General features: G+C 40.4%; 15 protein-coding genes and 1 pseudogene. 14 read left to right on the top strand and 2 right to left on the bottom strand.

The window, feature by feature from the left end:
• The first annotated feature begins 632 nt into the window (after positions 1–632).
• Both rpoB and rpoC read left to right on the top strand, forming a co-directional pair.
• On the top strand, positions 633–4,250 hold the full coding sequence (gene rpoB / locus IGL31_RS12890; protein ID WP_002295964.1) for a DNA-directed RNA polymerase subunit beta: 3,618 nt from the start codon (positions 633–635) through the stop codon (positions 4,248–4,250).
• A gap of 78 nt (positions 4,251–4,328) precedes the next feature.
• Positions 4,329–7,982, top strand: coding sequence for a DNA-directed RNA polymerase subunit beta' (rpoC, locus tag IGL31_RS12885; protein WP_002295965.1), 3,654 nt, complete (start codon positions 4,329–4,331; stop codon positions 7,980–7,982).
• 598 nt (positions 7,983–8,580) lie between these two features.
• Here the strand turns inward: rpoC and IGL31_RS12880 are convergent.
• Complete coding sequence (locus IGL31_RS12880) at positions 8,581–9,606, bottom strand: LacI family DNA-binding transcriptional regulator (RefSeq protein ID WP_010727380.1); 1,026 nt, start codon at positions 9,604–9,606, stop codon at positions 8,581–8,583.
• 276 nt (positions 9,607–9,882) lie between these two features.
• On the opposite strand from IGL31_RS12880, the gene IGL31_RS12875 reads away from it, so the two are divergent.
• The 11 genes from IGL31_RS12875 to msrA all read left to right on the top strand — a co-directional run bounded on the left by IGL31_RS12875 (position 9,883) and on the right by msrA (position 22,218).
• Positions 9,883–11,568, top strand: a complete 1,686-nt coding sequence (locus tag IGL31_RS12875) for an alpha-amylase family glycosyl hydrolase (protein ID WP_086299963.1) — start codon at positions 9,883–9,885, stop codon at positions 11,566–11,568.
• Positions 11,569–11,580: 12 nt separating this feature from the next.
• Positions 11,581–12,864, top strand: coding sequence for an ABC transporter substrate-binding protein (locus IGL31_RS12870; RefSeq protein WP_002288135.1), 1,284 nt, complete (start codon positions 11,581–11,583; stop codon positions 12,862–12,864).
• Between the two features lie 69 nt (positions 12,865–12,933).
• Positions 12,934–13,803, top strand: coding sequence for a carbohydrate ABC transporter permease (locus IGL31_RS12865; protein ID WP_002302347.1), 870 nt, complete (start codon positions 12,934–12,936; stop codon positions 13,801–13,803).
• A complete protein-coding gene (locus IGL31_RS12860; RefSeq protein WP_086299964.1) occupies positions 13,800–14,636 on the top strand; it encodes a carbohydrate ABC transporter permease in 837 nt (278 codons plus the stop codon). Before IGL31_RS12865 ends, IGL31_RS12860 begins: the two co-directional genes overlap by 4 nt.
• A gap of 25 nt (positions 14,637–14,661) precedes the next feature.
• A complete protein-coding gene (locus tag IGL31_RS12855) occupies positions 14,662–15,729 on the top strand; it encodes a zinc-dependent alcohol dehydrogenase (protein ID WP_086299965.1) in 1,068 nt (355 codons plus the stop codon).
• Positions 15,726–16,553, top strand: a complete 828-nt coding sequence (locus tag IGL31_RS12850; protein ID WP_002288129.1) for a sugar phosphate isomerase/epimerase family protein — start codon at positions 15,726–15,728, stop codon at positions 16,551–16,553. The genes IGL31_RS12855 and IGL31_RS12850 overlap by 4 nt, the downstream gene beginning before the upstream one ends.
• A 44-nt stretch (positions 16,554–16,597) precedes the next feature.
• A complete protein-coding gene (locus IGL31_RS12845; protein WP_086299966.1) occupies positions 16,598–17,623 on the top strand; it encodes a Gfo/Idh/MocA family protein in 1,026 nt (341 codons plus the stop codon).
• Complete coding sequence (locus IGL31_RS12840; protein ID WP_086299967.1) at positions 17,620–19,803, top strand: glycoside hydrolase family 65 protein; 2,184 nt, start codon at positions 17,620–17,622, stop codon at positions 19,801–19,803. Before IGL31_RS12845 ends, IGL31_RS12840 begins: the two co-directional genes overlap by 4 nt.
• The gene (locus IGL31_RS12835) at positions 19,803–20,933 is read left to right on the top strand and encodes a glycerate kinase (protein WP_086299968.1); all 1,131 of its coding nucleotides are present in this window, start codon (positions 19,803–19,805) and stop codon (positions 20,931–20,933) included. Before IGL31_RS12840 ends, IGL31_RS12835 begins: the two co-directional genes overlap by 1 nt.
• Positions 20,930–21,607, top strand: coding sequence for a beta-phosphoglucomutase (gene pgmB / locus IGL31_RS12830; RefSeq protein WP_081156785.1), 678 nt, complete (start codon positions 20,930–20,932; stop codon positions 21,605–21,607). The genes IGL31_RS12835 and pgmB overlap by 4 nt, the downstream gene beginning before the upstream one ends.
• An 83-nt stretch (positions 21,608–21,690) precedes the next feature.
• Positions 21,691–22,218 carry a peptide-methionine (S)-S-oxide reductase MsrA gene (gene msrA / locus IGL31_RS12825; RefSeq protein ID WP_002332238.1) on the top strand — a complete coding sequence of 176 codons (528 nt, stop codon included), beginning with the start codon at positions 21,691–21,693 and terminating at the stop codon, positions 22,216–22,218.
• 71 nt (positions 22,219–22,289) lie between these two features.
• Here msrA and IGL31_RS12820 read toward each other — a convergent pair.
• A pseudogene (locus IGL31_RS12820) lies at positions 22,290–22,975 on the bottom strand (prepilin peptidase).
• Positions 22,976–23,054: 79 nt separating this feature from the next.
• Here IGL31_RS12820 and IGL31_RS12815 point away from each other — a divergent pair.
• Entirely contained in the window at positions 23,055–24,593 is a 1,539-nt protein-coding gene (locus IGL31_RS12815) for a gluconokinase (protein ID WP_002307792.1), read from the top strand.
• Positions 24,594–24,683: the final 90 nt, after the last annotated feature.

The following is a 24,683-nucleotide window of genomic DNA, read 5'->3' as shown; positions in this document are numbered from 1 at the left end:
TGCTTGATACTTTTACTTTGTATTTTCACTGCTCAGCCACTTAGCATTTTGTCTACGTGGCTTTTTGCTGCAATACAAAGTTCTTTAGCCATCATAGATACAAACTGTCGTTTAACGTTTGTATCCATCATGATGAATACAAACCTATCTAAAGTAGCTAAAGTAAAAGTTATTCAGTTGTGTTGGTGCGATTTGGTTGATGTTGGTTCGCATAGAAGTTCCTCCACAAGATGAATTTTCTAAAGTATAACCGAGATAAAAAGGTCTGTCAATTAAGAATTGTCAGATAATTGAAAACATAAAATTGAAAACATTAAGAAAATATTGCGAAAAAGCAGAAGAAACGCCAGGAAGTGTTGACTTTTATAGAAAATAAGTGTAGTATATGAAGTTGCAAAAACTATCTGATGAAGAAAAGGCAGAAACGAAATATTGTCCGTTTCGGCTTTAATATAAGGAAACAAAAGTAGAAGCTCACGAAGTAAGGTTTCAAGAGAATGTTCTATTTTTGGTTTTTTTTTGCCTAAAAGCCGCAAAAAATGTCTGTTGTTACCTAAAAATAATATTTGAAATATTATTGTAACAATTGATCGGGTAGTCTTTTTGAATGACATTTTAGAGGGGTGAAGAGCTTGGCTGGACACGTAGTAAAATACGGAAAACATCGCGAACGTAGAAGTTTCGCAAGAATCAGTGAAGTGTTGGAATTACCAAATTTGATCGAAATTCAAACAGACTCTTACCAATGGTTCTTAGATGAGGGACTTAGAGAAATGTTTGAAGACATTTTGCCAATCGATGACTTCAATGGCAATCTATCTTTGGAATTTGTAGATTATGAATTGAAAGAACCAAAGTATACAGTAGCAGAAGCTCGTGCGCATGATGCAAACTACTCTGCACCATTACATGTAACATTGCGTTTGACAAACCGCGAGACTGGCGAAATCAAAGCACAAGAAGTATTCTTCGGTGATTTCCCATTAATGACAGAACAAGGAACATTCATCATCAACGGGGCAGAGCGAGTAATCGTTTCTCAGTTAGTCCGTTCACCAGGTGTCTATTTCCATGGAAAAGTCGACAAAAACGGAAAAGAAGGATTCGGTTCTACTGTTATCCCTAACCGTGGCGCTTGGCTAGAAATGGAAACTGATGCAAAAGACATCTCTTATGTACGTATCGACCGTACACGTAAGATTCCTTTAACCGTATTAGTTCGTGCGTTAGGATTTGGTTCCGATGATACGATCTTTGAAATCTTCGGTGACAGCGAAACATTACGCAATACAGTCGAAAAAGACTTGCATAAAAACGCAAGCGACTCAAGAACAGAAGAAGGTTTGAAAGACGTTTACGAACGTTTGCGTCCAGGCGAACCTAAAACAGCAGATAGCTCACGTAACTTGCTGAATGCTCGTTTCTTCGATCCAAAACGTTACGACTTAGCAAACGTTGGTCGTTACAAAGTAAACAAAAAATTAGATTTGAAAACACGTCTATTGAATCTGACATTAGCTGAAACATTAGTTGATCCAGAAACAGGCGAGATCATCGTTGAAAAAGGAACAGTTCTGACTCACCAAGTCATGGAAACACTAGCTCCTTTCATTGATAATGGCCTAAATTCAGTGACTTACTATCCATCAGAAGACGGTGTGGTCACAGATCCAATGACTGTCCAAGTCATCAAAGTATTTTCACCAAGAGACCCTGAACGTGAAGTAAACGTGATCGGAAACGGCTATCCAGAAGCAGCTGTAAAAACGGTTCGTCCAGCCGACATCATTGCTTCAATGAGCTATTTCTTGAACTTGATGGAAGGTATCGGCAATGTCGATGATATCGACCACTTAGGAAACCGTCGTATCCGTTCAGTCGGTGAACTTTTACAAAACCAATTCCGTATCGGTCTAGCACGTATGGAACGTGTGGTTCGTGAAAGAATGTCGATCCAAGATACTGAAACATTGACACCTCAACAATTGATCAATATCCGTCCAGTTGTGGCAAGTATCAAAGAATTCTTTGGTTCTTCTCAGTTGTCTCAGTTCATGGACCAAACAAATCCTCTTGGCGAATTGACACACAAACGTCGTCTTTCAGCCTTAGGACCTGGCGGATTGACTCGTGACCGTGCCGGTTATGAAGTTCGTGACGTTCACTACTCCCACTATGGCCGTATGTGTCCGATCGAAACTCCTGAAGGCCCAAACATCGGGTTGATCAATAGTTTGTCCAGTTATGCGAAAGTAAATAAATTCGGATTTATCGAAACACCTTATCGTCGTGTAGACCGCGAAACAGGTCGTGTAACCGACCAAATCGACTACTTGACAGCAGACATCGAAGACCATTACATCGTAGCCCAAGCAAACAGCCCATTGAATGAAGATGGAACATTTGCTCAAGACGTTGTTATGGCTCGTGCTCAAAGTGAAAACTTAGAAGTATCTATTGATAAAGTAGACTACATGGACGTATCACCTAAACAAGTAGTTGCCGTTGCGACAGCATGTATTCCTTTCTTGGAAAACGATGACTCCAACCGTGCCTTGATGGGTGCCAACATGCAGCGTCAAGCAGTGCCGTTGATCAATCCTCAAGCACCATGGGTTGGTACTGGTATGGAATACAAATCAGCGCATGACTCAGGAGCTGCTTTGTTATGTAAACATGATGGTGTCGTTGAATACGTTGATGCTTCTGAAATCCGCGTACGCCGCGACAACGGTGCATTAGATAAATACGATGTAACGAAATTCCGTCGTTCAAACTCCGGAACAAGCTACAACCAACGTCCAATCGTTCATTTAGGTGAAAAAGTCGAAAAAGGGGATACTCTGGCAGACGGACCATCTATGGAACAAGGCGAAATGGCTCTAGGCCAAAACGTTTTAGTTGGTTTCATGACTTGGGAAGGGTACAACTATGAAGATGCGATCATCATGAGCCGTCGTTTGGTAAAAGATGACGTATACACTTCTATCCATATTGAAGAATATGAATCAGAAGCCCGCGATACAAAATTAGGACCTGAAGAAATCACACGCGAAATCCCTAATGTCGGGGAAGACGCATTGAAAGATTTAGACGAAATGGGCATCATCCGTATTGGTGCAGAAGTCCAAGATGGCGATTTGCTTGTAGGGAAAGTCACGCCAAAAGGGGTAACAGAATTATCTGCAGAAGAACGTCTATTGCATGCGATCTTTGGCGAAAAAGCTCGTGAAGTCCGCGATACATCATTACGTGTACCACATGGCGGCGGCGGGATCGTTCACGATGTGAAAATCTTTACTCGTGAAGCTGGAGATGAATTGTCACCAGGCGTAAACATGTTAGTTCGTGTTTATATCGTTCAAAAACGTAAAATCCATGAAGGGGATAAAATGGCCGGTCGTCACGGAAATAAAGGGGTTGTATCCCGTATTATGCCGGAAGAAGATATGCCATTCCTACCTGATGGAACACCAATCGATATCATGCTGAATCCTTTAGGGGTGCCTTCACGTATGAACATCGGGCAAGTATTGGAATTACACTTGGGTATGGCTGCACGTCAGTTAGGTATCCACGTAGCAACGCCAGTATTTGATGGTGCAAGTGATGAAGACGTATGGGAAACAGTTCGTGAAGCCGGTATGGCCAGCGATGCGAAAACTGTTCTGTACGACGGACGTACAGGTGAACCATTTGATGGACGTGTGTCTGTCGGTGTGATGTACATGATCAAACTTGCTCACATGGTCGATGACAAATTGCATGCACGTTCAATCGGACCTTACTCATTGGTTACACAACAACCATTGGGAGGTAAAGCTCAATTTGGTGGACAACGTTTTGGTGAAATGGAAGTATGGGCACTGGAAGCTTACGGTGCGGCTTATACTTTACAAGAAATCTTGACATACAAATCAGATGACGTAGTCGGACGTGTGAAAACATACGAAGCAATCGTCAAGGGTGAACCAATTCCAAAACCAGGTGTACCGGAATCATTCCGCGTATTGGTGAAAGAATTGCAATCACTAGGTCTGGACATGCGTGTCTTGGATATCGAAGAAACAGAGATCGAACTTCGCGACATGGACGATGAAGACGACGATTTGATCACTGTTGATGCTTTGACAAAATTTGCCGAACAGCAAACTGCCAAAGAATTAGAAAAGAAAGCTGCTGAACAAGTGGAAGATGAAAAAGACGATGTCATCCAAAACTTTGAAACCGCAGAAGATAATTTAGACTAATCCGGTCTATGAGCTGCAAGGCGGTCGAAGATCAGCCGTCTTGCGGTTTGCCATTAAATGAAATGGAGGGAACCCCTTTTGATCGATGTAAATAAATTCGAAAGTATGCAAATAGGTTTGGCTTCTCCCGAAAAAATCAGAAGCTGGTCTTACGGTGAAGTAAAAAAACCTGAGACGATTAACTATCGTACCTTAAAACCTGAACGCGAAGGGTTGTTCTGTGAGCGGATTTTTGGTCCTACAAAAGACTGGGAATGTGCCTGCGGAAAATACAAACGTATCCGTTATAAAGGAATCGTTTGTGATCGATGCGGAGTGGAAGTTACTCGTTCGAAAGTTCGCCGTGAACGCATGGGACATATTGAATTAGCAGCTCCTGTTTCACATATCTGGTACTTTAAAGGGATTCCTTCACGTATGGGTCTTGTATTAGACATGAGCCCACGCGCTTTGGAAGAAATCATTTATTTTGCTTCATATGTAGTCATCGAACCAGGAAATACGAATTTAGAGAAAAAACAATTGTTGACAGAACGCGAATATCGCGAAAAACGTGAACAATATGGACAAGAATTCCAAGCTGCTATGGGTGCAGAAGCGATCAAACAATTACTTGATAATGTTGATCTAGATGCAGAAGCAGCCGAATTGAAAGAAGAATTGAAATCTGCACAAGGACAAAAACGTACACGTGCAATCCGCCGTTTGGATATTTTAGAAGCATTCCGCGCTTCAGGAAATCAACCAAGCTGGATGGTTATGGACGTTATCCCTGTTATTCCACCAGATTTACGCCCAATGGTTCAATTAGAAGGTGGACGTTTTGCAACAAGTGACTTGAATGATCTTTACCGTCGTGTAATCAACCGTAATAACCGTTTGAAACGTTTGTTAGACTTGAATGCACCTGGAATCATCGTTCAAAATGAAAAACGTATGCTGCAAGAAGCAGTAGATGCATTGATCGATAACGGTCGTCGCGGACGTCCAGTTACTGGACCAGGTAACCGCCCATTGAAATCTCTTTCTCATATGTTGAAAGGGAAACAAGGTCGTTTCCGTCAAAACTTGCTAGGTAAACGTGTCGACTACTCCGGTCGTTCCGTTATCGTTGTTGGACCTTTCTTGAAGATGTACCAATGTGGACTTCCAAAAGAAATGGCTATCGAATTATTCAAACCATTCGTGATGCGTGAGCTTGTTCAACGCGAACTAGCTTCAAACATCAAAAACGCTAAACGTAAAATCGAACGTCAAGAAGACGAAGTATGGGATGTCTTAGAAGACGTAATCAAGGAACACCCAGTATTGCTGAACCGGGCACCTACGCTTCACCGACTTGGTATCCAAGCATTCGAACCAGTTTTAGTACAAGGACGCGCAATCCGTTTGCATCCACTTGTATGTGAAGCTTATAATGCCGATTTCGATGGAGACCAAATGGCTGTCCACGTGCCATTGAATGAAGAAGCACAAGCAGAAGCACGTATGTTGATGTTAGCTGCTCAAAACATCTTGAACCCTAAAGATGGTAAACCAGTTGTTACTCCTTCTCAAGATATGGTTCTAGGTAACTACTACTTGACAATGGAAGAAGAAGGACGCGAAGGCGAAGGAATGGTCTTCAGAGATCAAAACGAAGCCGTTATCGCATGGCGCAACGGATATGTTCATTTACATTCACGTATCGGTGTGAACCCTAACTCATTAGGTGAAAAACCATTTACTGAATGGCAAAAAGAACGTACGATGATCACAACAGTTGGTAAGATCATCTTCAACGAGATCATGCCTCCTGAATTCCCTTATCTGAATGAACCAACAGACTTCAACTTGACCGTCCAAACACCGGACAAATACTTTGTTGAAGCTGGTACTGATATTCCTGCACATATCAAAGAGCAAGAATTAGTATTACCGTTCAAGAAGAAAAACTTAGGAAACATCATCGCAGAAGTCTTCAAACGATTCAAAGTAACAGAAACTTCTAAGATGCTTGACCGTATGAAAGACTTAGGGTATAAACATTCGACACATGCCGGTATCACAGTAGGGATCGCTGACATCAGTGTACTGAATGAAAAACAAGAAATCATTGAAAATGCCCATAAACAAGTTGAAACTATTACAAAACAATTCCGTCGTGGTCTGATCACAGATGATGAACGTTATGAACGTGTCATTGCTGTTTGGAATGCTGCAAAAGACAGCATCCAACAAAAACTGATGGAAGGTTTGGAAGCGAAAAATCCAATCTTCATGATGTCTGATTCTGGAGCTCGTGGGAACATTTCCAACTTTACACAGCTTGCCGGAATGCGTGGTTTGATGGCCGCTCCTAATGGTCGAATCATGGAATTGCCAATCATTTCGAACTTCCGTGAAGGACTATCCGTCTTGGAAATGTTTATCTCAACTCACGGGGCTCGTAAAGGGATGACCGATACAGCCTTGAAGACTGCCGATTCAGGTTACTTGACTCGTCGTCTGGTTGATGTGGCCCAAGATGTAATCATCCGTGAAGAAGATTGCGGTACTGACCGAGGTCTTGAAATCCAAGCCATCCGCGAAGGAAATGAAATCATCGAATCATTAGAAGATCGTTTAGTGGGACGTTACACTCGTAAAGAAGTACGTCATCCTGAAACAAATGAATTGATTATCGCAGGAAACCAATTGATTTCCGAAGACATCGCAAAACAAATCGTTGATGCAGGTGTCGAAACAGTGACAATTCGTTCTGTCTTCACATGTAATACAAAACATGGTGTCTGCAAACATTGTTACGGACGCAACCTTGCAACTGGCTCTGACGTTGAAGTCGGAGAAGCAGTTGGTACGATCGCCGCTCAATCAATCGGTGAACCTGGTACTCAGTTGACGATGCGTACATTCCATACGGGTGGGGTTGCCGGAGACGATATCACTCAAGGTCTTCCTCGTGTCCAAGAAATCTTTGAAGCACGTAATCCGAAAGGGCAAGCAGTGATCACAGAAGTAACAGGGGATGTCATCGATATCTCAGAAGATCCTGCAACACGTACCAAAGAAGTAACAATCAAAGGAAAAACAGATACACGTACGTATACTGTTCCTTATACAGCACGTATGAAAGTAGCAGAAGGCGATATGATCCACCGTGGTGCACCATTGACAGAAGGATCAATCGATCCAAAACAATTGTTGCAAGTTCGCGATGTATTATCTGTTGAAAACTACTTGCTTCGTGAAGTACAACGTGTTTACCGTATGCAAGGGGTAGAAATCGGCGACAAGCATATCGAAGTAATGGTTCGTCAAATGCTGCGTAAAGTTCGTGTAATGGATCCAGGTGATACAGATATCTTACCAGGTACATTATTAGACATCGCAGACTTTAAAGATCAAAACTACAATACGCTAGTCTCAGGAGGCGTTCCTGCAACTTCTCGACCAGTCTTGCTAGGTATTACAAAAGCATCATTAGAAACAAATAGTTTCTTATCTGCTGCATCATTCCAAGAAACAACTCGTGTCTTGACGGATGCTGCGATCCGCGGTAAGAAAGATCCTCTTCTTGGTTTGAAAGAAAATGTTATTATCGGTAAGATCATCCCAGCTGGTACTGGTATGCAACGTTACCGTGACATGGAACCAAAAGAAGTCGGTGTAGCAAGCGAAAATGTCTACAGTATTTCAGATATTGAAGCGCAAATGGCTGCAGAAGACGCAATGAACAATCAAACAAAATAGATATTTTACAAAAGAGGTTGTGACAAATTATTGTCACAACCTCTTTTTTGGTTTTTCTAAAATAATTTGTCTAACTAGAAGAAAAGTGGGAAAGGATCTTAACAACATCGATTCGTATCCCATTAAGGTATCGGAACGATCATCTTCCAAGAGAAGTCAATCAACAAAAGTAAAGATAGATCATTTTTTGAATGCAAAATAAATTGATGGGAAGATAGAGCGGTTATTTTTAATATTTTGCTAGCTATTAGTGAATAGTTCCTCGAATACAACAAAACCAGTAGACATGTCTAGTTATTCTATTTATGTTTTAGAGATAAGTATCCCCAAATAACATGGATTGAAATAAGGGTAAATAAGTTTGAAAAAATGAACTTTAAAAACTTATACACAACGTGGCTGAAAAGACAACTTTTTCTTGCCTGTGGAAAAAATAGTTTAACACAAACATTATAGTTATCCACAGCTATCTAAAACAGATGGAAAATAAAGAAAAATCCGCTAAAATACCGGGAGGGGGTAATGGAGGATGAGTGATTGAAAAAAGAACAGAGTAACTGACTTATCCTCAGTGTTTCTGTTCTTTTATAAATCTGCCCTATATTTCTTGTTGTTGGATCGAATCTGTGAGAGTAATTTCGGTTGAAAGAATGATTCTTTTTTCTTCTGGGTATTGGTGATGGATCAATTGGAATAAAAGTTCTGTGGCTTTGATTCCTAACTGATTTGTTGGAATGTCTATCCGAGTCAGCTGTGGCGAAAATAGGGAGGACAATAAGGGATCACTGAATCCTGCGATCGAAAGATCATCAGGTATCTGCTTTCCAGTTTGTTCTGCCACTTTGTAAATACTCAATGATTTTAATGCATCGGTAGAAAAAATCGCAGTTGGTCTTTCTCGCAGCTTCATTAAATCATTCATTGCTGCCATGCTGTCTTCTAAGCGAAAGCCGCCGTCTATGATCCATTCATTACGGATATCTAGGTGATGATCAAATAAGCATTGACGGTAACCATTGAGACGATCATTGGATACATAAACTTCTGTCGGAGCATGGAGACAGCCGATATGACGGTGTCCATTCTTGATCAGTGTTTCCACCAAATCGTAACTATCCTGGAAATTATCCGTGTCCACTGAGTAGATGTTCGTGTAGTCGTTTCCGACTTTTCCGATTACCACAATAGGAATATTGTATTGATCCAATTCAAAAAGAAGTGTTTCATCCATCGTAGAGCTTAAAATAATAATTCCTCGAATCATTTTTTCTTGGATCTTTTTCGCGCATTTTTCTAGCTCTTCTTCTGGTGTTTTTGCCGTTTGTAGAATCAAGTCGAAGTTATTTTGTTCAGAAACGGCAGAAATGGATTGAATAACATCTGAAAAAAAAGGATTGCCATAGGTCGTATGAGAAGTACGATGAGATAATGCTAGAATCGCGTCAAAACCATTTCCTGACAGTCCTCTTGCAATTTTGCTCGGTTCATAATTCAATTCTTTGATTGCTTGAAGTACACTTGCTTTTGCTTTATCAGAGATATTTGGCTGGTTATTTAATACTCTGGAGACAGTTGATTTGGAGACATTGGCTTTGTTCGCAATGTCATAAATAGTAGGTTTCAATTTTATATGCACCTCCTTTTTGGGAGCGTTTTAGAATAATTCCATAGTACAATAGACATTCTTTTTTGTCTATGATTTTGAAAATTTAGGAATAGCTTGCATGATCATGAGAGATCATATTTTTTTAAGAATCCACTAACTATTGATACATAAGCTTTCTTATTTGTATTTTTGCGTATATCAAAATTATTTAAAAAAAACGCTATTGACAGTAAGCGTTTTCCATAATATGATCGAGTTGCTGGGAACGCTCCCATAAAAAGAAAGGGGAATTCGATGTATACAAAACTTTTACAAGCAATTTATCGCGACTCAGATTTAGCTGAAAAAATCGCCTCTATGATTGAACAAAAAGTCAGTGATTATCAGCAGAAGAAAGGCCAGGCAGGCAAACTGCATTGGGACGAAGAAGATATTTTCTTGATTACTTATGGAGATCAATTTTTTGAAGAGCAGCAACCAACTTTGCGTACATTTAAGAAATTTTATCAAAAGTATTTGGCAGATACATTTAGTGTTGTTCATTTCTTGCCATTTTTTCCATATACATCTGATGATGGTTTCTCCGTTTTAGATTATCAGGCAATCAACGACCATTTGGGCACATGGGACGATGTAGAAGAAATGAGAAGCGAAACAAGGTTGATGTTCGACTTTGTCTGCAATCATATGTCTGCCGAAAGTACTTGGTTTCAGGAATATTTAAACTTGAATGATACGTACAAAGATTTTTTTATTGATTTGCCACTGGATACAGATACAAGCAGCGTGACTAGACCAAGGACTAGTCCACTACTTACAACTTTCATCGACAAAAACGGGAAAGAAAAACATGTATGGACGACTTTTAGCGAAGATCAAGTAGATTTGAATTTTAAAAACCCAGAAGTTTTATTGAAAATGATCGATATTCTTTTGTTTTACCTAGAAAAAGGCGCTTCATTTATTCGTTTGGATGCTGTGGGGTTTTTATGGAAAGAACTAGGAACTTCTTGTATACACCTGCCAGAAACGCATAAGATTATTCAGTTATTCCGTGCAATCGTTGATGAAGCAGCTCCAGGAACGGTATTGATCACCGAGACAAATGTGCCACATAAAGATAATATTAGTTATTTTGGCGATGGCAGGAATGAAGCACAGATGGTCTATCAGTTTTCACTGCCACCTTTGACTCTTCACGCGATACGCTCGGGAAATACAAGTAAGTTGAAAGAATGGTTAGAAACAATCAATTTTACATCGAAAAAAACGACCTTTTTTAATTTTTTAGCTTCCCATGACGGAATCGGATTAAACCCGATAAGAGGTATTCTGCCGGAAAAAACGATCCTTGAATTAGTGGAACAGCTGAAGAAAGAGGGTGCCCGAGTAAACTACAAGAAAAACCCAGATGGAACGACCAGTCCATATGAGATAAACGCTACGTATCTAGATGCGTTAAGTTCTCCAACAGATACGACGGAATGGAGAAGCAAACGCTTTTTAGCAGCACATTCATTTTTGGTAACGTTACCAGGCGTGCCGGCAATTTATATTCAAAGTGTGCTGGGAAGTCGAAATGATTACAAAGGCGTAGAAAAAACAGGAGAGAATCGAAAAATCAATCGGCAAAAATTTTTGTTAGCTGATATTGAGAAAGAGTTGCAGACAGATCCATTAAGAACAGCAGTATATGGTGAATTGACCCAGATGCTATCTATTCGAAAAAAAGAAAAAGCTTTCCATCCGAATAGTTTGATTTACTTACTGGACTCAGCAGATTCTTTTATCAGTTTTATTCGCGAAGCGAAGGAAGAGAAAGTCTTAGTTATCCATAATTTTTCCAATCAATCAGCAGGTTATCTTTTACCAAAAGGAGATTACCTAGACCTGTTTTCTGGACAAATTATCCATTGCAGTCAAGAACGAAAGTTGATATTCCAGCCGTATGAATATATGTGGCTGAAAATAATAAAATAAGAGGTGGAAAAAATGAAAAAAATTATTGTTACTACCTGTCTGCTAGCTACTGGATTTCTTCTTACTGCTTGTGGTGAAAGTCAAAGCTCTAACGAATCACAACAGACAACGATTCAATTCATGCACTCTTCTGTCGAACAGGAACGATTAAGTGTGATCAATGAACTGGTTGCTGATTTTGAAAAAGAAAATCCAGACATCAAAATCAAGCAAGTGCCGGTAGAAGAATCAGCGTTCAATACGAAAATCGTTACGTTAGCTCGTTCCGGTAAATTACCAGAAGTAATGGAAGTCAGTCAGGATTTTGCTAAAGTGATGGATAAAGATGAACTGATTGATCAGACGGCAGTCCAAAACGTTATCGAGGAAGCTGGAGAAGATAATTATTATGACGGAGCCAAAAACCTTGTTCGTTCAGAAGATGGAAAAAGCTATATTGCTGCACCAATTAGCGGCTGGGTTCAAGGTATTTGGTATGACAAAGAAAAATTATCAGAAGCTGGTTTTTCAGAACCAGAAAATTGGGATGATATTTTAAAAATTGCTCAACATTTCACAGATAAAGAGAATAAACAATATGGAATTGCTATGCCTACTGCTGAAGGAACAATGAGTGAGCAAGCGTTTTCTCAATTTGCTTTGTCAAATGGAGCAAATGTTTTGGATGATGAAGGCGAGGTAACGATCGATACGGAAAAGATGAGAGAAGCATTGTCGTTTTATCAAAACTTATCCCAATACACGATGCCAGGCTCTAATGATGTGACAGAAATCAAAGATGCTTTCATGAATGGAACAGCACCAATGGCAATCTATTCAACTTACATTTTGCCTTCTGTTTATGAAGCGGGGAACTCAGAAAATATCGGTTTTGCTATCCCAACACAAAAAGATCAAGCTGTCTATGGCACAGTATCTGGATTGACGATTTCTTCTGGTCTAGACGAGAAACAAAAAGAGGCTGCTGAAGCATTCACAGCTTTCTTATCTCAACCGAAAAACATGGAAAAGTGGGTCTTGATGTCTCCTGGTGGTGCTCAACCAGTGAATAAACAAGTAGTCGAACTGGATGGTTACAAAGAAAATGAAGTCATCAAGTCTTTTGGCGAGCTGCCATCTGAGATTGCTAGTGCTTTTGATGAAGTACAAGTCTTTGGACTAGTCGGGGAAAAGAATTTCACGAAAATGGGAGATATCACAAGCTCAGGTGTGATCGGAAAAGCAGTGAACCAAGTAACTGTCGGAAACGAAGATGTCGATCAAGCTTTAGCTGACGCACAAAAAAATACGAAATAACAAGAAGTTCTGCCAATGGTGTTCGAAAAAAGTAGATAGCTATTGGCAGATTATCAGGGGGAGGTTTCAATGAATCGTCCAAGGAAACATTCTGACTTAAAATTAGCCATGGGACTTTTAGCACCAAGCATGCTTTTATTAGCTGTTTTAGTGCTGATTCCAATGCTTTCCAATATTCAGATCAGTTTTTTCGATATGCCGCTGAATCCTAACTTAGACGCCGTTTTTATCGGATTAAGCAATTATCTTGAAATTTTAAGTGATAGTGAATTTTATCGTTCTTTAGGTTTAACAGTTGCTTACACATTCTTAGTTGTAGCAGGCAGTACAGCTTTAGGATTAGCCGTAGCTATTTTGCTTAACCGCAAGTTCAGATTTAGGAAAACGGTGCGTTCACTGATTTTATTAAGTTATGTTACGCCATCTATTTCTTTGATTTTTGCTTGGAAATATATGTTCAATAATAGTTATGGAATCGTCAATGATCTGTTAGTAGATAGGTTGCAGCTTTTCAACGAAGCACCGCTGTGGTTCGACCAGCCAGTTGCTAGCTTCTTTATGGTCGTTTTGTTTGCTATCTGGAGATACTATCCGTATGCGTTTATTTCATTTTTGGCTATTTTGCAAACAGTCGACAAAACGCTTTATGAAGCAGCTGAAATGGACGGTGCAAATGCTTGGCAGAAGTTCAAGATCGTGACACTGCCGGCAATCAAACCAGTACTAGCAACTGTGATTGTTTTACGATCTATCTGGATGTTCTATATGTTTACAGATGTCTATCTACTGACGAATAAAGTCAATATCTTAGGCGTTTATTTGTATCAGACAGCCTTTGCGTTCAATGATCTTGGAAAAGCAGCAGCTATATCGATTCTATTGTTCATCATTATTGCAGCGGTCGTCTTGCTCTCACGAAAGAAGGTGGACTTGAAATGAAAAATAAAAAGAGCAGGAAAATCTTATTTTACGCGACGATTTTGTTGCTATTAGCTGTCAATTTGTTTCCATTTTTGATCATGCTGATGACATCATTCAAGGATTCACAAGAAGCAATTGCAACGACACAAACTATTTTTCCGAAAGAATGGACTTTTGAACATTATCAGGATATTTTCAATGCTGAGATTTTTCCATTCATCATGTATTTCAAAAATAGTTTAGTGATCTCCTTGATAGCCTCCGTAACTGCAGTAGTGATTGGGATCAGCGGGGCATACGCTTTGTCAAAACTACGCTTCAAAGCTCGCTCGAAAATCAATGCTAGCTTTTACACCGTTTATATGTTTTCCGGTATTTTGATCGTTGTTCCATTATTTAAAATCATTTCCGGTCTAGGTTTGTATGATACCAATGCAGCACTGATTATCACGATGGTCGTTCAAACACTTCCTACTGCGATATTCATGCTAAAAAGTTATTTTGACACGATTCCGACTGATATTGAAGAAGCAGCAATGATCGATGGTCTTAGCCGGATCCAGATCATTATTCGGATCATTATACCATTGGCTATTTCTGGAATCATTTCTGTCTTCGTTTATTGCTTTATGGTTTCGTGGAATGATTATTTATTTGCTTCGATTTTCCTGTCGACCTCCGAAAAATTTACTTTACCAATCGGTTTGAACACATTATTCAGTACACCAGACTACATTTGGGGACGAATGATGGCCGCTTCATTGGTGACCGCTTTACCAGTCATCATTATGTATGCGTTATCTGAACGATTCATTAAAGGTGATTTAGTCGAAGGCGGCGTAAAAGGATAAAAAGAAAAGAAAGAGGAAAGAAAAGATGAAAAAATTAGTTGCATTAGAACCAAGAATAGCCGGATTCAAAGATTACGAAGACCGTGAGATCGAAAAGAACGAAGTACGTATCCGAGTAATTTTCGCTACTCCAAAACCAGGAACAGAAATTGTCGACTTTAGAGGATTAAGTCCATTTATCGATGAAGAATTTTCAGAAGAATGGCGCCTATTCTTGCCAAGAGAAGAAGGAAGCCAACGCGGTGTGGTATTTGGCGAATTTCAATTAGGAAATATGATTGTCGGTACGATCGAAGAAACGGGCAGTTTGGTGACAGAGTATCAAAAAGGAGAGTTAGTCTGCACTTATGGACCCATTCGTGAAACACTGATTACAAACGGTGTTGATAATTATAAACTACGTAAACTTGATCGGTTGAATCAATGGAAAAATGCAGTATGTTACGATCCTGCTCAATTCGCTTTAGGTGGTATCCGAGAAGCACATGTTCGAGCAGGTGATGCTGTAGCAATTTTCGGTTTAGGCGCTATCGGACAAATTGCGATTCAATTAGCTAAAAAAGCAGGTGCTACTACCATCGTTGGGATCGATCCCATAGCGCAGCGTAGAGAATTAGCAGAAAAATACGGTGCTGATTACACGCTAGATCCTATGAAAGCAGATGTCGGTTTTCGTCTAAAGGAATTGACAGATAAACGTGGAGTAGATTCAGTTATTGAAACGAGTGGCAGTGCTGCCGCATTACAAGCTTCTTTAAGAGGGATCGGCTATGGCGGGATCATTTCTTATGTTGCCTTTGCTAAACCTTTTCCAGCTGGGTTTAATCTTGGTCGCGAAGCACATTTCAATAATGCAAAAATCGTCTTTGCTCGAGCATCTAGTGAACCAAACCCAGATTACCCAAGATGGAACCGTAAACGAATCGAGGACACATGTTGGGAATTATTGATGAACGGTTACTTGGATTGTGAAGAAATCATTGATCCAGTTGTGCCATTTGCAGAAAGCGCAGAAGCTTACATGCGTTATGTAGACCAGCACCCAGAAGAAAGTATCAAAATGGGCGTTCAAGTCCGAGGAGGAGAACAATGAAATTCGGTACGCAAGATCAAGCATTTTTCCCAAGAGACATTTTAGAAAAATTTAGATTTATCAAAGACTGTGGATTTGAAGAATACGAAATCGACGGTAAGTTGTTAATAGAAAATATCGATACAGTCAAACAGGCAATCAAAGAAACAGGGATCCCAGTAGTGACAGCTTGTAACGGATACGATGGGTGGATCGGTGACTTCATCGAAGAACGGCGTCTTAATGGTGTACGTCAAATTGCTGAGATTTTGCGTGCACTAAGCGAGGTTGGCGGCAAAGGAATCGTTATCCCAGCAGCTTGGGGAATGTTCACTTATCGATTACCGCCGATGGTTTCACCCCGAAGCAAAGAAGGAGACTATAAAGCAGTCAGCGAATCACTTCGTTATTTAGATAAAGTAGCCGAAGAAACAGGTACGGTTATTTATTTGGAGCCTTTGAACCGATACCAAGACCATATGATCAATTTGTTAGCGGATGCGCGTCATTATATTGACTCTAATCAATTGAAACATGTGCAGATCATCGCTGATTTTTATCATATGAATATTGAAGAAGATGATATTTCAAAAGCATTGACTACGCAAAAAGAGTATGTGGGTCATATCCATTTAGCAGATAATCATCGCTACCAACCAGGATCTGGCGCAATTGATTTTACTCGCCATTTTCAAACGCTACTTCAAAATGAGTATGAAGGTTATATGGTATATGAATGTCGTTTGCGAGGAGAAAATGAAGTGAAAATTTATCAGGAATCATTGCAATACTTGAAAAACTGTCTGGAAACAGCGCGTCATTTAAATGATTTAGAGAAAGAATAGAGAAAGAAAAACAATAAGTAAATAAGCAAAGGAGGGAGAAATAAATGAAGAAAGTAGCAATCATAGGCGCTGGACAAGTAGCAGAAAAAGTACATGCTGCTTATTATCAAAAAAGATCAGATGTCTTAGAATTGGCCGCTGTGGTTGATCCAGTCAGCCAGCGGGCAGAAGACTTTTGCCGACGTACAGGATTTTCTCATGTGTATACATCAGTTACACAAATGCTGAATGAGATTTCTCCCGATATCGTGAGTGTCTGTACACCCAATCGCTTTCACTTCGAACATGTATTGGCTGCCCTCGAAGCTAATGCTTCAGTGATGTGCGAGAAACCACCAGCTATGACAGCTGATCAAGCAAGAAAGATGGCAGAGACAGCCGATAAAAACGGGCAGATTTTGGCTTATGGATTCCAGCATCGTTTTTCTGACGAAGCAACAATGATCAAGAATCATCTTGATGTTCTCGGGGATATTTATTACGTAGAAGCGAATGCGCTTCGTCGGTCTGGTGTTCCAGGCTGGGGAACGTTTATCGACAAAGAACTTCAAGGAGGCGGGCCTTTGATCGATTATGGCATTCACATGCTTGATACAGCGATGTATATTACTGGATTTCCTAAAGTAAAAAGCGTTCGGGCGTACAGCTTCCAAAAAATTGGTACGAAAAAAAATTCAGGGAAATTCGGGAAATGGGATCCAAGCAAATTCACAGTAGAAGATGCAATTTTTGGCACACTGGAATTAGAAAACGGCAAGATCATCCAACTGAATACTTCGTTTGCTTTGAATATCAGAGAAGACAAACTGAATGTGGCTTTTTGTGGCGATCAGGCAGGTGCTAATCTGTATCCAGGCGAACTATTCGAAGATGTAGATGGAAAGCTGGTTTCCTTACAAAAGACCACGCCAGTTAATGACCCACATGAACAAAGTATGGCTCATTTTGTGAATAGGGCGCTCGGTGACCAGGCTCAGATGATTGCAGATGGCTGGCAAGGATATGTCATCCAGAATCTGGTGGAAAATTTATATCGTTCGGCAGAAACAGGAGAAGTTATTACCTTATGAAAGTAGAAGAAAAACAATTTGATTTAGAGTATATCAATAAGTATGCGAGTCAGATGACCATTGGAAATGGATTTTTTGGTATCAGAGGAAGCCAGGAGGAAGACTATCGGAATCAAGTAAGGGGAATGTTTGCAGCTGGTGTATATAACCGACCTTTAGGAGCAGAATCAGCCGAGTTAGTGAATCTTCCAGATGTCATCAGATGGGAAATAAAAATCGACGGTGAACATTTTTCTCTTGAAACGATGAAAGTTCTTGCATATGAACGGGCACTAGATTTAGAAACGGGAGAGCTTAAACGCTATGCGCTTATTGAAACTGCTCAAGGAAAAAAAGTGGAAGTCATCACTTGCCGTGTGGCTGATCAAAATAATCTCCATCAGGCAGCCCTGAAAGTCGTCATCAAGCCGTTGACCGAAGACTGCCGAGTAGATGTGAAAACGGGTATCGATGGACAGCAAACTAATTTTGGTACACAGCAGTTGGTTGAAAAAGAACTGCGAGTATTTGGTGACGATTTGATCAGTGCTTCCTACCAGACAACAGAAAGTAAAATTGATATCGGGATTGCAGCTAAGTTCAATAAAGCAGGTGTGTTCCAAGCAAAAAATCGCCGGATCACCGCTTCCTTTTCAGAAAAGGTCAGAAAAAATACGTTCTTTACGCTAGAGAAGACCATCGTGCTCTCTACCTCTCTTCAGCAAACAGACCCATTTGAGAAAAGCATTGTCCAAGCACAGAAAAGCGTTAGTTATACAGAAATTTTAGAGCAGTCGATGGCTTATTGGGCAGATTTTTGGCATCAGCATCGGATAACGATCCAAGGCGATTCTTCTTTCGATCAGTTAGCGATGGACTTCTCTGCTTACCATTTACAGATTATGACTCCCCGCAATGATCCAAGTGTTAGTGTAGGGGCGAAGGGACTAACTGGCGAAGGTTATAAAGGGCATGTTTTCTGGGATACGGAAATTTTTATCCTGCCTTTCTTTTTATATCAGTTTCCTGAAGTAGCAAAGAATTTGCTGCTGTACCGTTATGATCGATTAGAAGGCGCACGGCAAAAAGCAAGAGATTATCACTATCAAGGTGCACTTTTCCCATGGGAGAGCGCACACACTGGTCAGGAAGAGACACCCAAATTTGCTGCATTGAATATCAAAACCGGAACAAGACAAGAAGTTACTTCAGCTGCCGCAGAACACCATATCAGTGCAGACCTTGCTTATGCCGTTCAAGAGTATGTCCAAGCAACAGAGGATCAATCGTTTTTAGAAACAAAGGGAAAAACTCTCATTCATGAAACAGCAGCTTTTTGGCTGAGCAGAGCTGTAAAAGTCGATGATCATTTAGAGATACACAGAGTCATTGGTCCAGATGAATACACAGAATATATCGACAATAATGCATATACGAACTATCTGGCGCATTATAATGTGGCCTTAGCTGTTAAATATCAAGCTGGCGATCCGCTTTTTTTGAAAGAATGTCAAAATTTTTTAGATAAGTTATATTTGCCAGTGCCTAACAAAGAACAGCTGATTCCGCAAGATGACACGTATCTCAGTAAGCCAGTTATTGATTTGACCACTTACAAAGAACGTCCTGGCAGCCAGTCTATTTTACTTGATTATGCCCGTAGCGAAGTAAATGAACTCCAAGTCAGCAAGCAAGCAGATCTTGTCATGCTGTTATACTTATTACCTGAGTATTTTTCTCAACCAATCGTTTCTAAGAATTTGCATTACTATGAAAACAAAACAATCCACGACTCATCGTTGAGTAAAGCGATTCACGCCATAGAGGCTTGCCGTATCCAAGAAATGGAATGGGCGTATCATTTATTCCAAGAAGCGTGCCTGATTGATTTAGGACCAGATCCGCATTCATCAGATGACGGAATTCATGCTGCTTCATTAGGAGCACTATGGCTAGCAGTTATATTTGGTTTTTCAGGTATTACAGTAACGAATGGAACTCTTTCTATTTCTCCAAGACTTCCTTCAGCATGGGAAAAAATTTCTTTTCCTTTTATTTGGAAAAATCACAGGTTGCTATTTGTTTTGACAAAAAAACAAATAGTAATAAAAAAAGAGACGAAAGAAACATTACCTATTTTTGTCAATGAAGACCAATACCAGCTGGAAAAAGAACTGATCTTGGAACGGAGGGAAAAATAATGCGTATTCTGATTGCGCCAGATTCTTTCAAAGAAAGTCTGACAGCCATAGAGGCAGCACAAGCCATTCAATCAGGTTTTCAAGAAGTTTTTGTTCAGGCTGAATATGATCTGCTACCTATAGGCGATGGAGGAGAAGGAACGGTTTCATCATTAGCAGACAGTTTAAGGTTGAAGCGGCAAACAGCAGTCGTTACTAATTCATTTGGCAAAAACAAAGAAATCCAGTACGCTTCAGACGGTCAAACTGCGATTTTTGAAATGGCAGAAATCGTCGGATTGAAAGATGTCCCACTAAACCAACGACAGCCACTTAGGTTATCCACGCGAGGAGTAGGAGAACTGATACGACAATTGTTGCAACAAGGTGTTCGACACATCATCATCGGCGTTGGCGGAAGTAGTACCAACGATGGCGGCATCGGCATGGCAGAAGGTCTAGGTTATGCTTTTTACGATCAAGATAATCAAAAAGTAGAAGCACTGGGAGAAAATCTAGGTAAAATTGCTACAGTTGATAAAACGAACGTGCCTATTGAGCTGATTAAAGCCAAAATCACTGTCATTACTGATGTTACTAATCTTTTATGCGGAAAAGAAGGCGCTTCTTTTGTTTTCGGACCACAAAAAGGCTTGAAAGAAAATGAATTAGCAGTGGCTGACCAAGCCATGCATGATTTTTATATGAGATTTGCCCCTCAAGTAATCGAGGCATCGGGCAGTGGTGCTGGTGGTGGAATGGGTGCAGGACTGTTAGCATTTGCTTCAGGGAAAATAGTCTCTGGCATCGACTACGTATTGGATTTACTGGAGTTCGATAAACGGGTACAGCAAGCAGACCTCGTAATCGTAGGCGAAGGACGTCTAGATGGACAAAGTCTAAAAGGAAAAGCGCCAGTTGGGATTGCTAGAAGAGTACCAGAGGGCGTTCCTGTGATAGCTATTTGCGGAAGTGTTGGTAAAGGAAGCGAAAAAGCAGCAGATGTTGGCATTTCGGCCGTTTTTCCGATCCTTCCTGCAGCTGTGCCTTTACAAGAAGCTTTACAGCAAGCCACTGATAATCTTCATCGCACAGCTAAAAACATCGCATCTTTACTTCAAGTCGTTCATTTTCAAGGAGGTAATCGATGAAAATCAAAGCAGCACTATTCGATTTAGATGGCGTTCTTGTAGACACAGCTCGTTATCATTACGAAGCGTGGCTGGTTTTAGCTAACCAGCTGTCCATTCCATTCACTGAGAAAGAAAACGAGCAACTGAAAGGAATATCCAGAACCGAGTCACTAGAGCGATTGCTGTCATTTGGAAAAATGGAACAGAAATTCTCAGAAAAAGAGAAATCAGCCTTTGCTGAGCAAAAAAACAATCTATATCTTCAAGCGATTCAAAAAATGGATGAAACATCCGTTTTGCCTGGTGCAATAGCTGTTCTTGAGTACTTGAAAAAAACAAACATCAAGATCGGATTGGGATCAGCAAGCAAAAATGCACGCCTCATTTTAGAAAAAACGAATTTGACAAGTTATTTTGATGTCCTTATTGACGGCACGCAAGTATCAAAAGCAAAACCTGATCCAGAAGTTTTTCTCAAAGGAGCACAGCAATTGAATGTACCGCCAAATGCATGCTTGGTCATTGAAGATTCAGAAGCTGGTTGTCAAGCAGCTTTGGCTGGTAACATGCATGTATTGGGAATAGGTGAAAACATAAATCTTCCTTCTGCTGAATATGTGATTCCTGATTTAACCGTTTTTGATCAAGTACGTTCGTTTTGGCAGTTATCAGAAGCCGTATCACGTATATAATAGTTTCCGTTTTTTTTGTCACAAGCAAAACGTTATCCTCCTTTTGGAAATCAAGGTATGATGAGAAAAAAGGGGGATTTTATATGACAAAAAAAGCAGTTTTCGCAGGCGGATGCTTTTGGTGTATGGTCAAACCATTTGAAGAGCAGCCAGGGATCATTTCTGTGACATCCGGTTATACTGGCGGGCATGTACCAAATCCAACTTATGAACAAGTAACAACAGGCACAACAGGGCATACAGAAGCAGTAGAGATCGAATATGATCCAGAAGTTATTTCTTATGATCAGTTGGTGGAAATCTATTGGCAGCAAACCGATCCGACTGACGCATTAGGACAGTTCGCTGATCGCGGTGATTCTTATCGTCCAGTGATCTACTATAATGATGAAGAAGAACGAAATATTGCAGAGCGTTCAAAACAAGCATTGCAAGACAGCGGACGATTTGATAAGCCAATCGTGACAAAAATCGAACCGAGAAGCGAGTTCTATCCTGCAGAAGATTACCATCAGGATTATTACAAGAAAAACAAGCTCCATTACAATCTTTATCGAGAAGGTTCTGGACGTGCCGGTTTCCTTCGTCGACATTGGGGCGGCAAGAAATAAGAAGCCGAAAAAGCTACTTTTGGAACACCGTATATCAGAGGTTGTGACAAGTCGTTTGTCACAACCTTTTTTCAATACCTAAGATGAAGGACAATCAGCAACGCACTGCTCAAAAAAGGAATGAAAGGCAGTTTTTCCATCTTTTTTTATGACAGATAAAGTAAACAGAAAAAACGGATATTCCAAACAGACTAGCAAGAAACAAGATCTGAAGCAACTCTTCCAGAGACAAGCCACCACTCCAAGAAAGCATCAACAGAGTATCACCAGCTCCGAGATAGGATTGACCATAGCGAAGGCACACACCGCCTACGATAAACGTTAACAGCACACTTTGCCATTGGAAGACGCCGGCCTGCAACCAAAAAATCCATAAAATTGCCCAAGAACAGAATAGCGTGTGAGAATGGACCATGAAGTAAAATAAATCCATCAACGAAAATAGCAAAGCCGAAAGCATCCATATGAACGTCGAATAATTTCTTGCAGAAGAAAAAGTAAAGAACCAGACAAAAAGACCACCACATAAGGCTTCTGCCAACAAATAGTAGAAGGGCAACCGACACCGGCAATAGCGGCAGCGAAATCGTTGGACGATGATCGAGAGAATCGGAATCAATTCATACCAAGAAAGCGAACGACAGCATTTGACACAATGAGATCTAGGATAAATAATAGAGTGACCTAACGGAATCCGCTGGGCGGTTAAACATAAAAATGATCCGATACAGCAACCAATGATAAAATAAAGTAACACGCCATCTCCCCCTTTTCAAAACCAAGATACGCAAGCTTAAACTAAATTTTTGTACATACATAAAATTTGAGGTGAAAAAATGAACGTTTCAATCGGATTAGATATCGGAACCACACAAACCAAAGCAGTTGCTTTCACAGATGAAGCCCAAGAAGTAGCATCCGCTTATTTTCGCTACCCTTTGATCCAAGAAACACAAGGGATGGCAGAACAAGATCAGGAATTGATCTTTCAAGGTGTCTGCACCGTTATAAAAGAAGTAATTAAACAGTTGCCTTCAGACACAATCATTCAATTTGTCTCCTTCTCCTCTGCGATGCATGGCCTGATATTGTTGGATGAAGAGAAAACACCGTTATCTCGAATGATCACTTGGGCAGATAACCGAGCAGCGGACGAAGCAGAAAAACTGAAATATACCGTGCTTGGCAAAGAATTTTATCGGCAGACTGGGACGCCGATTCATCCAATGACACCATTGAACAAAATCAAGTGGCTGCAAAACAGCCAACCTGAATTATTCAAAAAAACTGCTTATTTTGTCGGTATCAAAGACTATATCTTTTATAGATTGTTTGGCGAACTGATCAGCGACTACGGAACAGCTTCAGGAACTGGATATTTTGATATCCATGAATTCCAATGGGCAGAAGAAGTGCTTGACTACTTGAACATTCGAATAGAGCAATTGCCGCAAGTCTTTCCTTCCACCTATCAAGTAACAGGTCTACCATCAAAAACAGCAGCAGAACTAGGTTTGCCAAATGATATATCATTTGTTTTGGGAGGGGCAGACGGGCCGCTTTCTAATCTAGGGTTAGGTGCTTTTGGTGATACGATCGCCGCTTTGACCGTAGGAACGAGCGGAGCACTTCGTTTTATTACTACTCAGCCTCAGTTCCATCCAGAAATGGAGACGTTTTGTTATGTTCTGGATCAGAAACATTGGGTAGTGGGAGGAGCGACTAGCAATGGTGCTGGCATCTTTGATTGGGCAGGGCATACATTTTTACAGGAAGTCGTTCAATCTGCTAAAGAAAAAGGAGAAAATCCATATGATGCACTGCTTTCGGCTATCGCTTTTGTGCCAGCGGGTGCCAATGGTCTGATTTTTCATCCCTATTTGCTTGGTGAGCGAGCACCGCTTTGGGACGCAGATGCGTTTGGCAGTTTTATCGGCTTACAGCGGCAACATACAGAAAAAGAAATGATGAAGGCGATTCTAGAAGGGATCTGTCTCAATCTTTATCGGATTTTAAAAGGAGTTTGCCAGGAAAATCAGCTCACAGAGATCCGTGCTACAGGCGGGTTTGCTCAATCTCCGATTTTTCGTCAGATGATGGCTGATGTACTGGGTTACCCACTTGTTTTCCCTACTGTCACAGAAGCATCCGCATTAGGAGCTGTGATTTTAGGCTGGAGAAGCATCGGAAAGATCCAAAGTATTAGTGAAGCACAGGAATTGATAGAATTGAAAGAGCAAGTTGGAGTACAAGAAACTGATCATAAAAAATATCAGAAAATCTATCCATTATTTGTTTCGACACAAAAGCATTTAGCACAGACTTATCAGCAATTTGCTCAACTGCGAGAAGAATTAGCTGATTCTGAAAAATGATTGGCTTTACGGATAAAAAAGCGAACTGAAAATCGTTCTCAGGTAAATGATTTTGTTGTACTTTTCATTGAAAGTCTACTATTATTTTAA

It is taken from the genome of Enterococcus sp. MSG3290, assembly GCF_050555565.1.
Taxonomy (GTDB): domain Bacteria; phylum Bacillota; class Bacilli; order Lactobacillales; family Enterococcaceae; genus Enterococcus_B; species Enterococcus_B faecium.
Note: the sequence above shows the minus strand (reverse complement) of the source record. Positions and strands in the feature narration are given on the sequence as shown.

What these genes read in the sequence shown, in the direction of transcription:
- pgmB (WP_081156785.1), top strand. Translation starts at nt 20,930, where the DNA reads ATGAAAATCAAAGCAGCACTATTCGATTTAGATGGCGTTCTTGTAGAC.
- IGL31_RS12840 (WP_086299967.1), top strand. Translation starts at nt 17,620, where the DNA reads ATGAAAGTAGAAGAAAAACAATTTGATTTAGAGTATATCAATAAGTAT.
- IGL31_RS12865 (WP_002302347.1), top strand. Translation starts at nt 12,934, where the DNA reads ATGAATCGTCCAAGGAAACATTCTGACTTAAAATTAGCCATGGGACTT.
- msrA (WP_002332238.1), top strand. Translation starts at nt 21,691, where the DNA reads ATGACAAAAAAAGCAGTTTTCGCAGGCGGATGCTTTTGGTGTATGGTC.
- IGL31_RS12845 (WP_086299966.1), top strand. Translation starts at nt 16,598, where the DNA reads ATGAAGAAAGTAGCAATCATAGGCGCTGGACAAGTAGCAGAAAAAGTA.
- IGL31_RS12875 (WP_086299963.1), top strand. Translation starts at nt 9,883, where the DNA reads ATGTATACAAAACTTTTACAAGCAATTTATCGCGACTCAGATTTAGCT.
- IGL31_RS12835 (WP_086299968.1), top strand. Translation starts at nt 19,803, where the DNA reads ATGCGTATTCTGATTGCGCCAGATTCTTTCAAAGAAAGTCTGACAGCC.
- IGL31_RS12850 (WP_002288129.1), top strand. Translation starts at nt 15,726, where the DNA reads ATGAAATTCGGTACGCAAGATCAAGCATTTTTCCCAAGAGACATTTTA.
- IGL31_RS12855 (WP_086299965.1), top strand. Translation starts at nt 14,662, where the DNA reads ATGAAAAAATTAGTTGCATTAGAACCAAGAATAGCCGGATTCAAAGAT.
- IGL31_RS12815 (WP_002307792.1), top strand. Translation starts at nt 23,055, where the DNA reads ATGAACGTTTCAATCGGATTAGATATCGGAACCACACAAACCAAAGCA.
- IGL31_RS12870 (WP_002288135.1), top strand. Translation starts at nt 11,581, where the DNA reads ATGAAAAAAATTATTGTTACTACCTGTCTGCTAGCTACTGGATTTCTT.
- IGL31_RS12860 (WP_086299964.1), top strand. Translation starts at nt 13,800, where the DNA reads ATGAAAAATAAAAAGAGCAGGAAAATCTTATTTTACGCGACGATTTTG.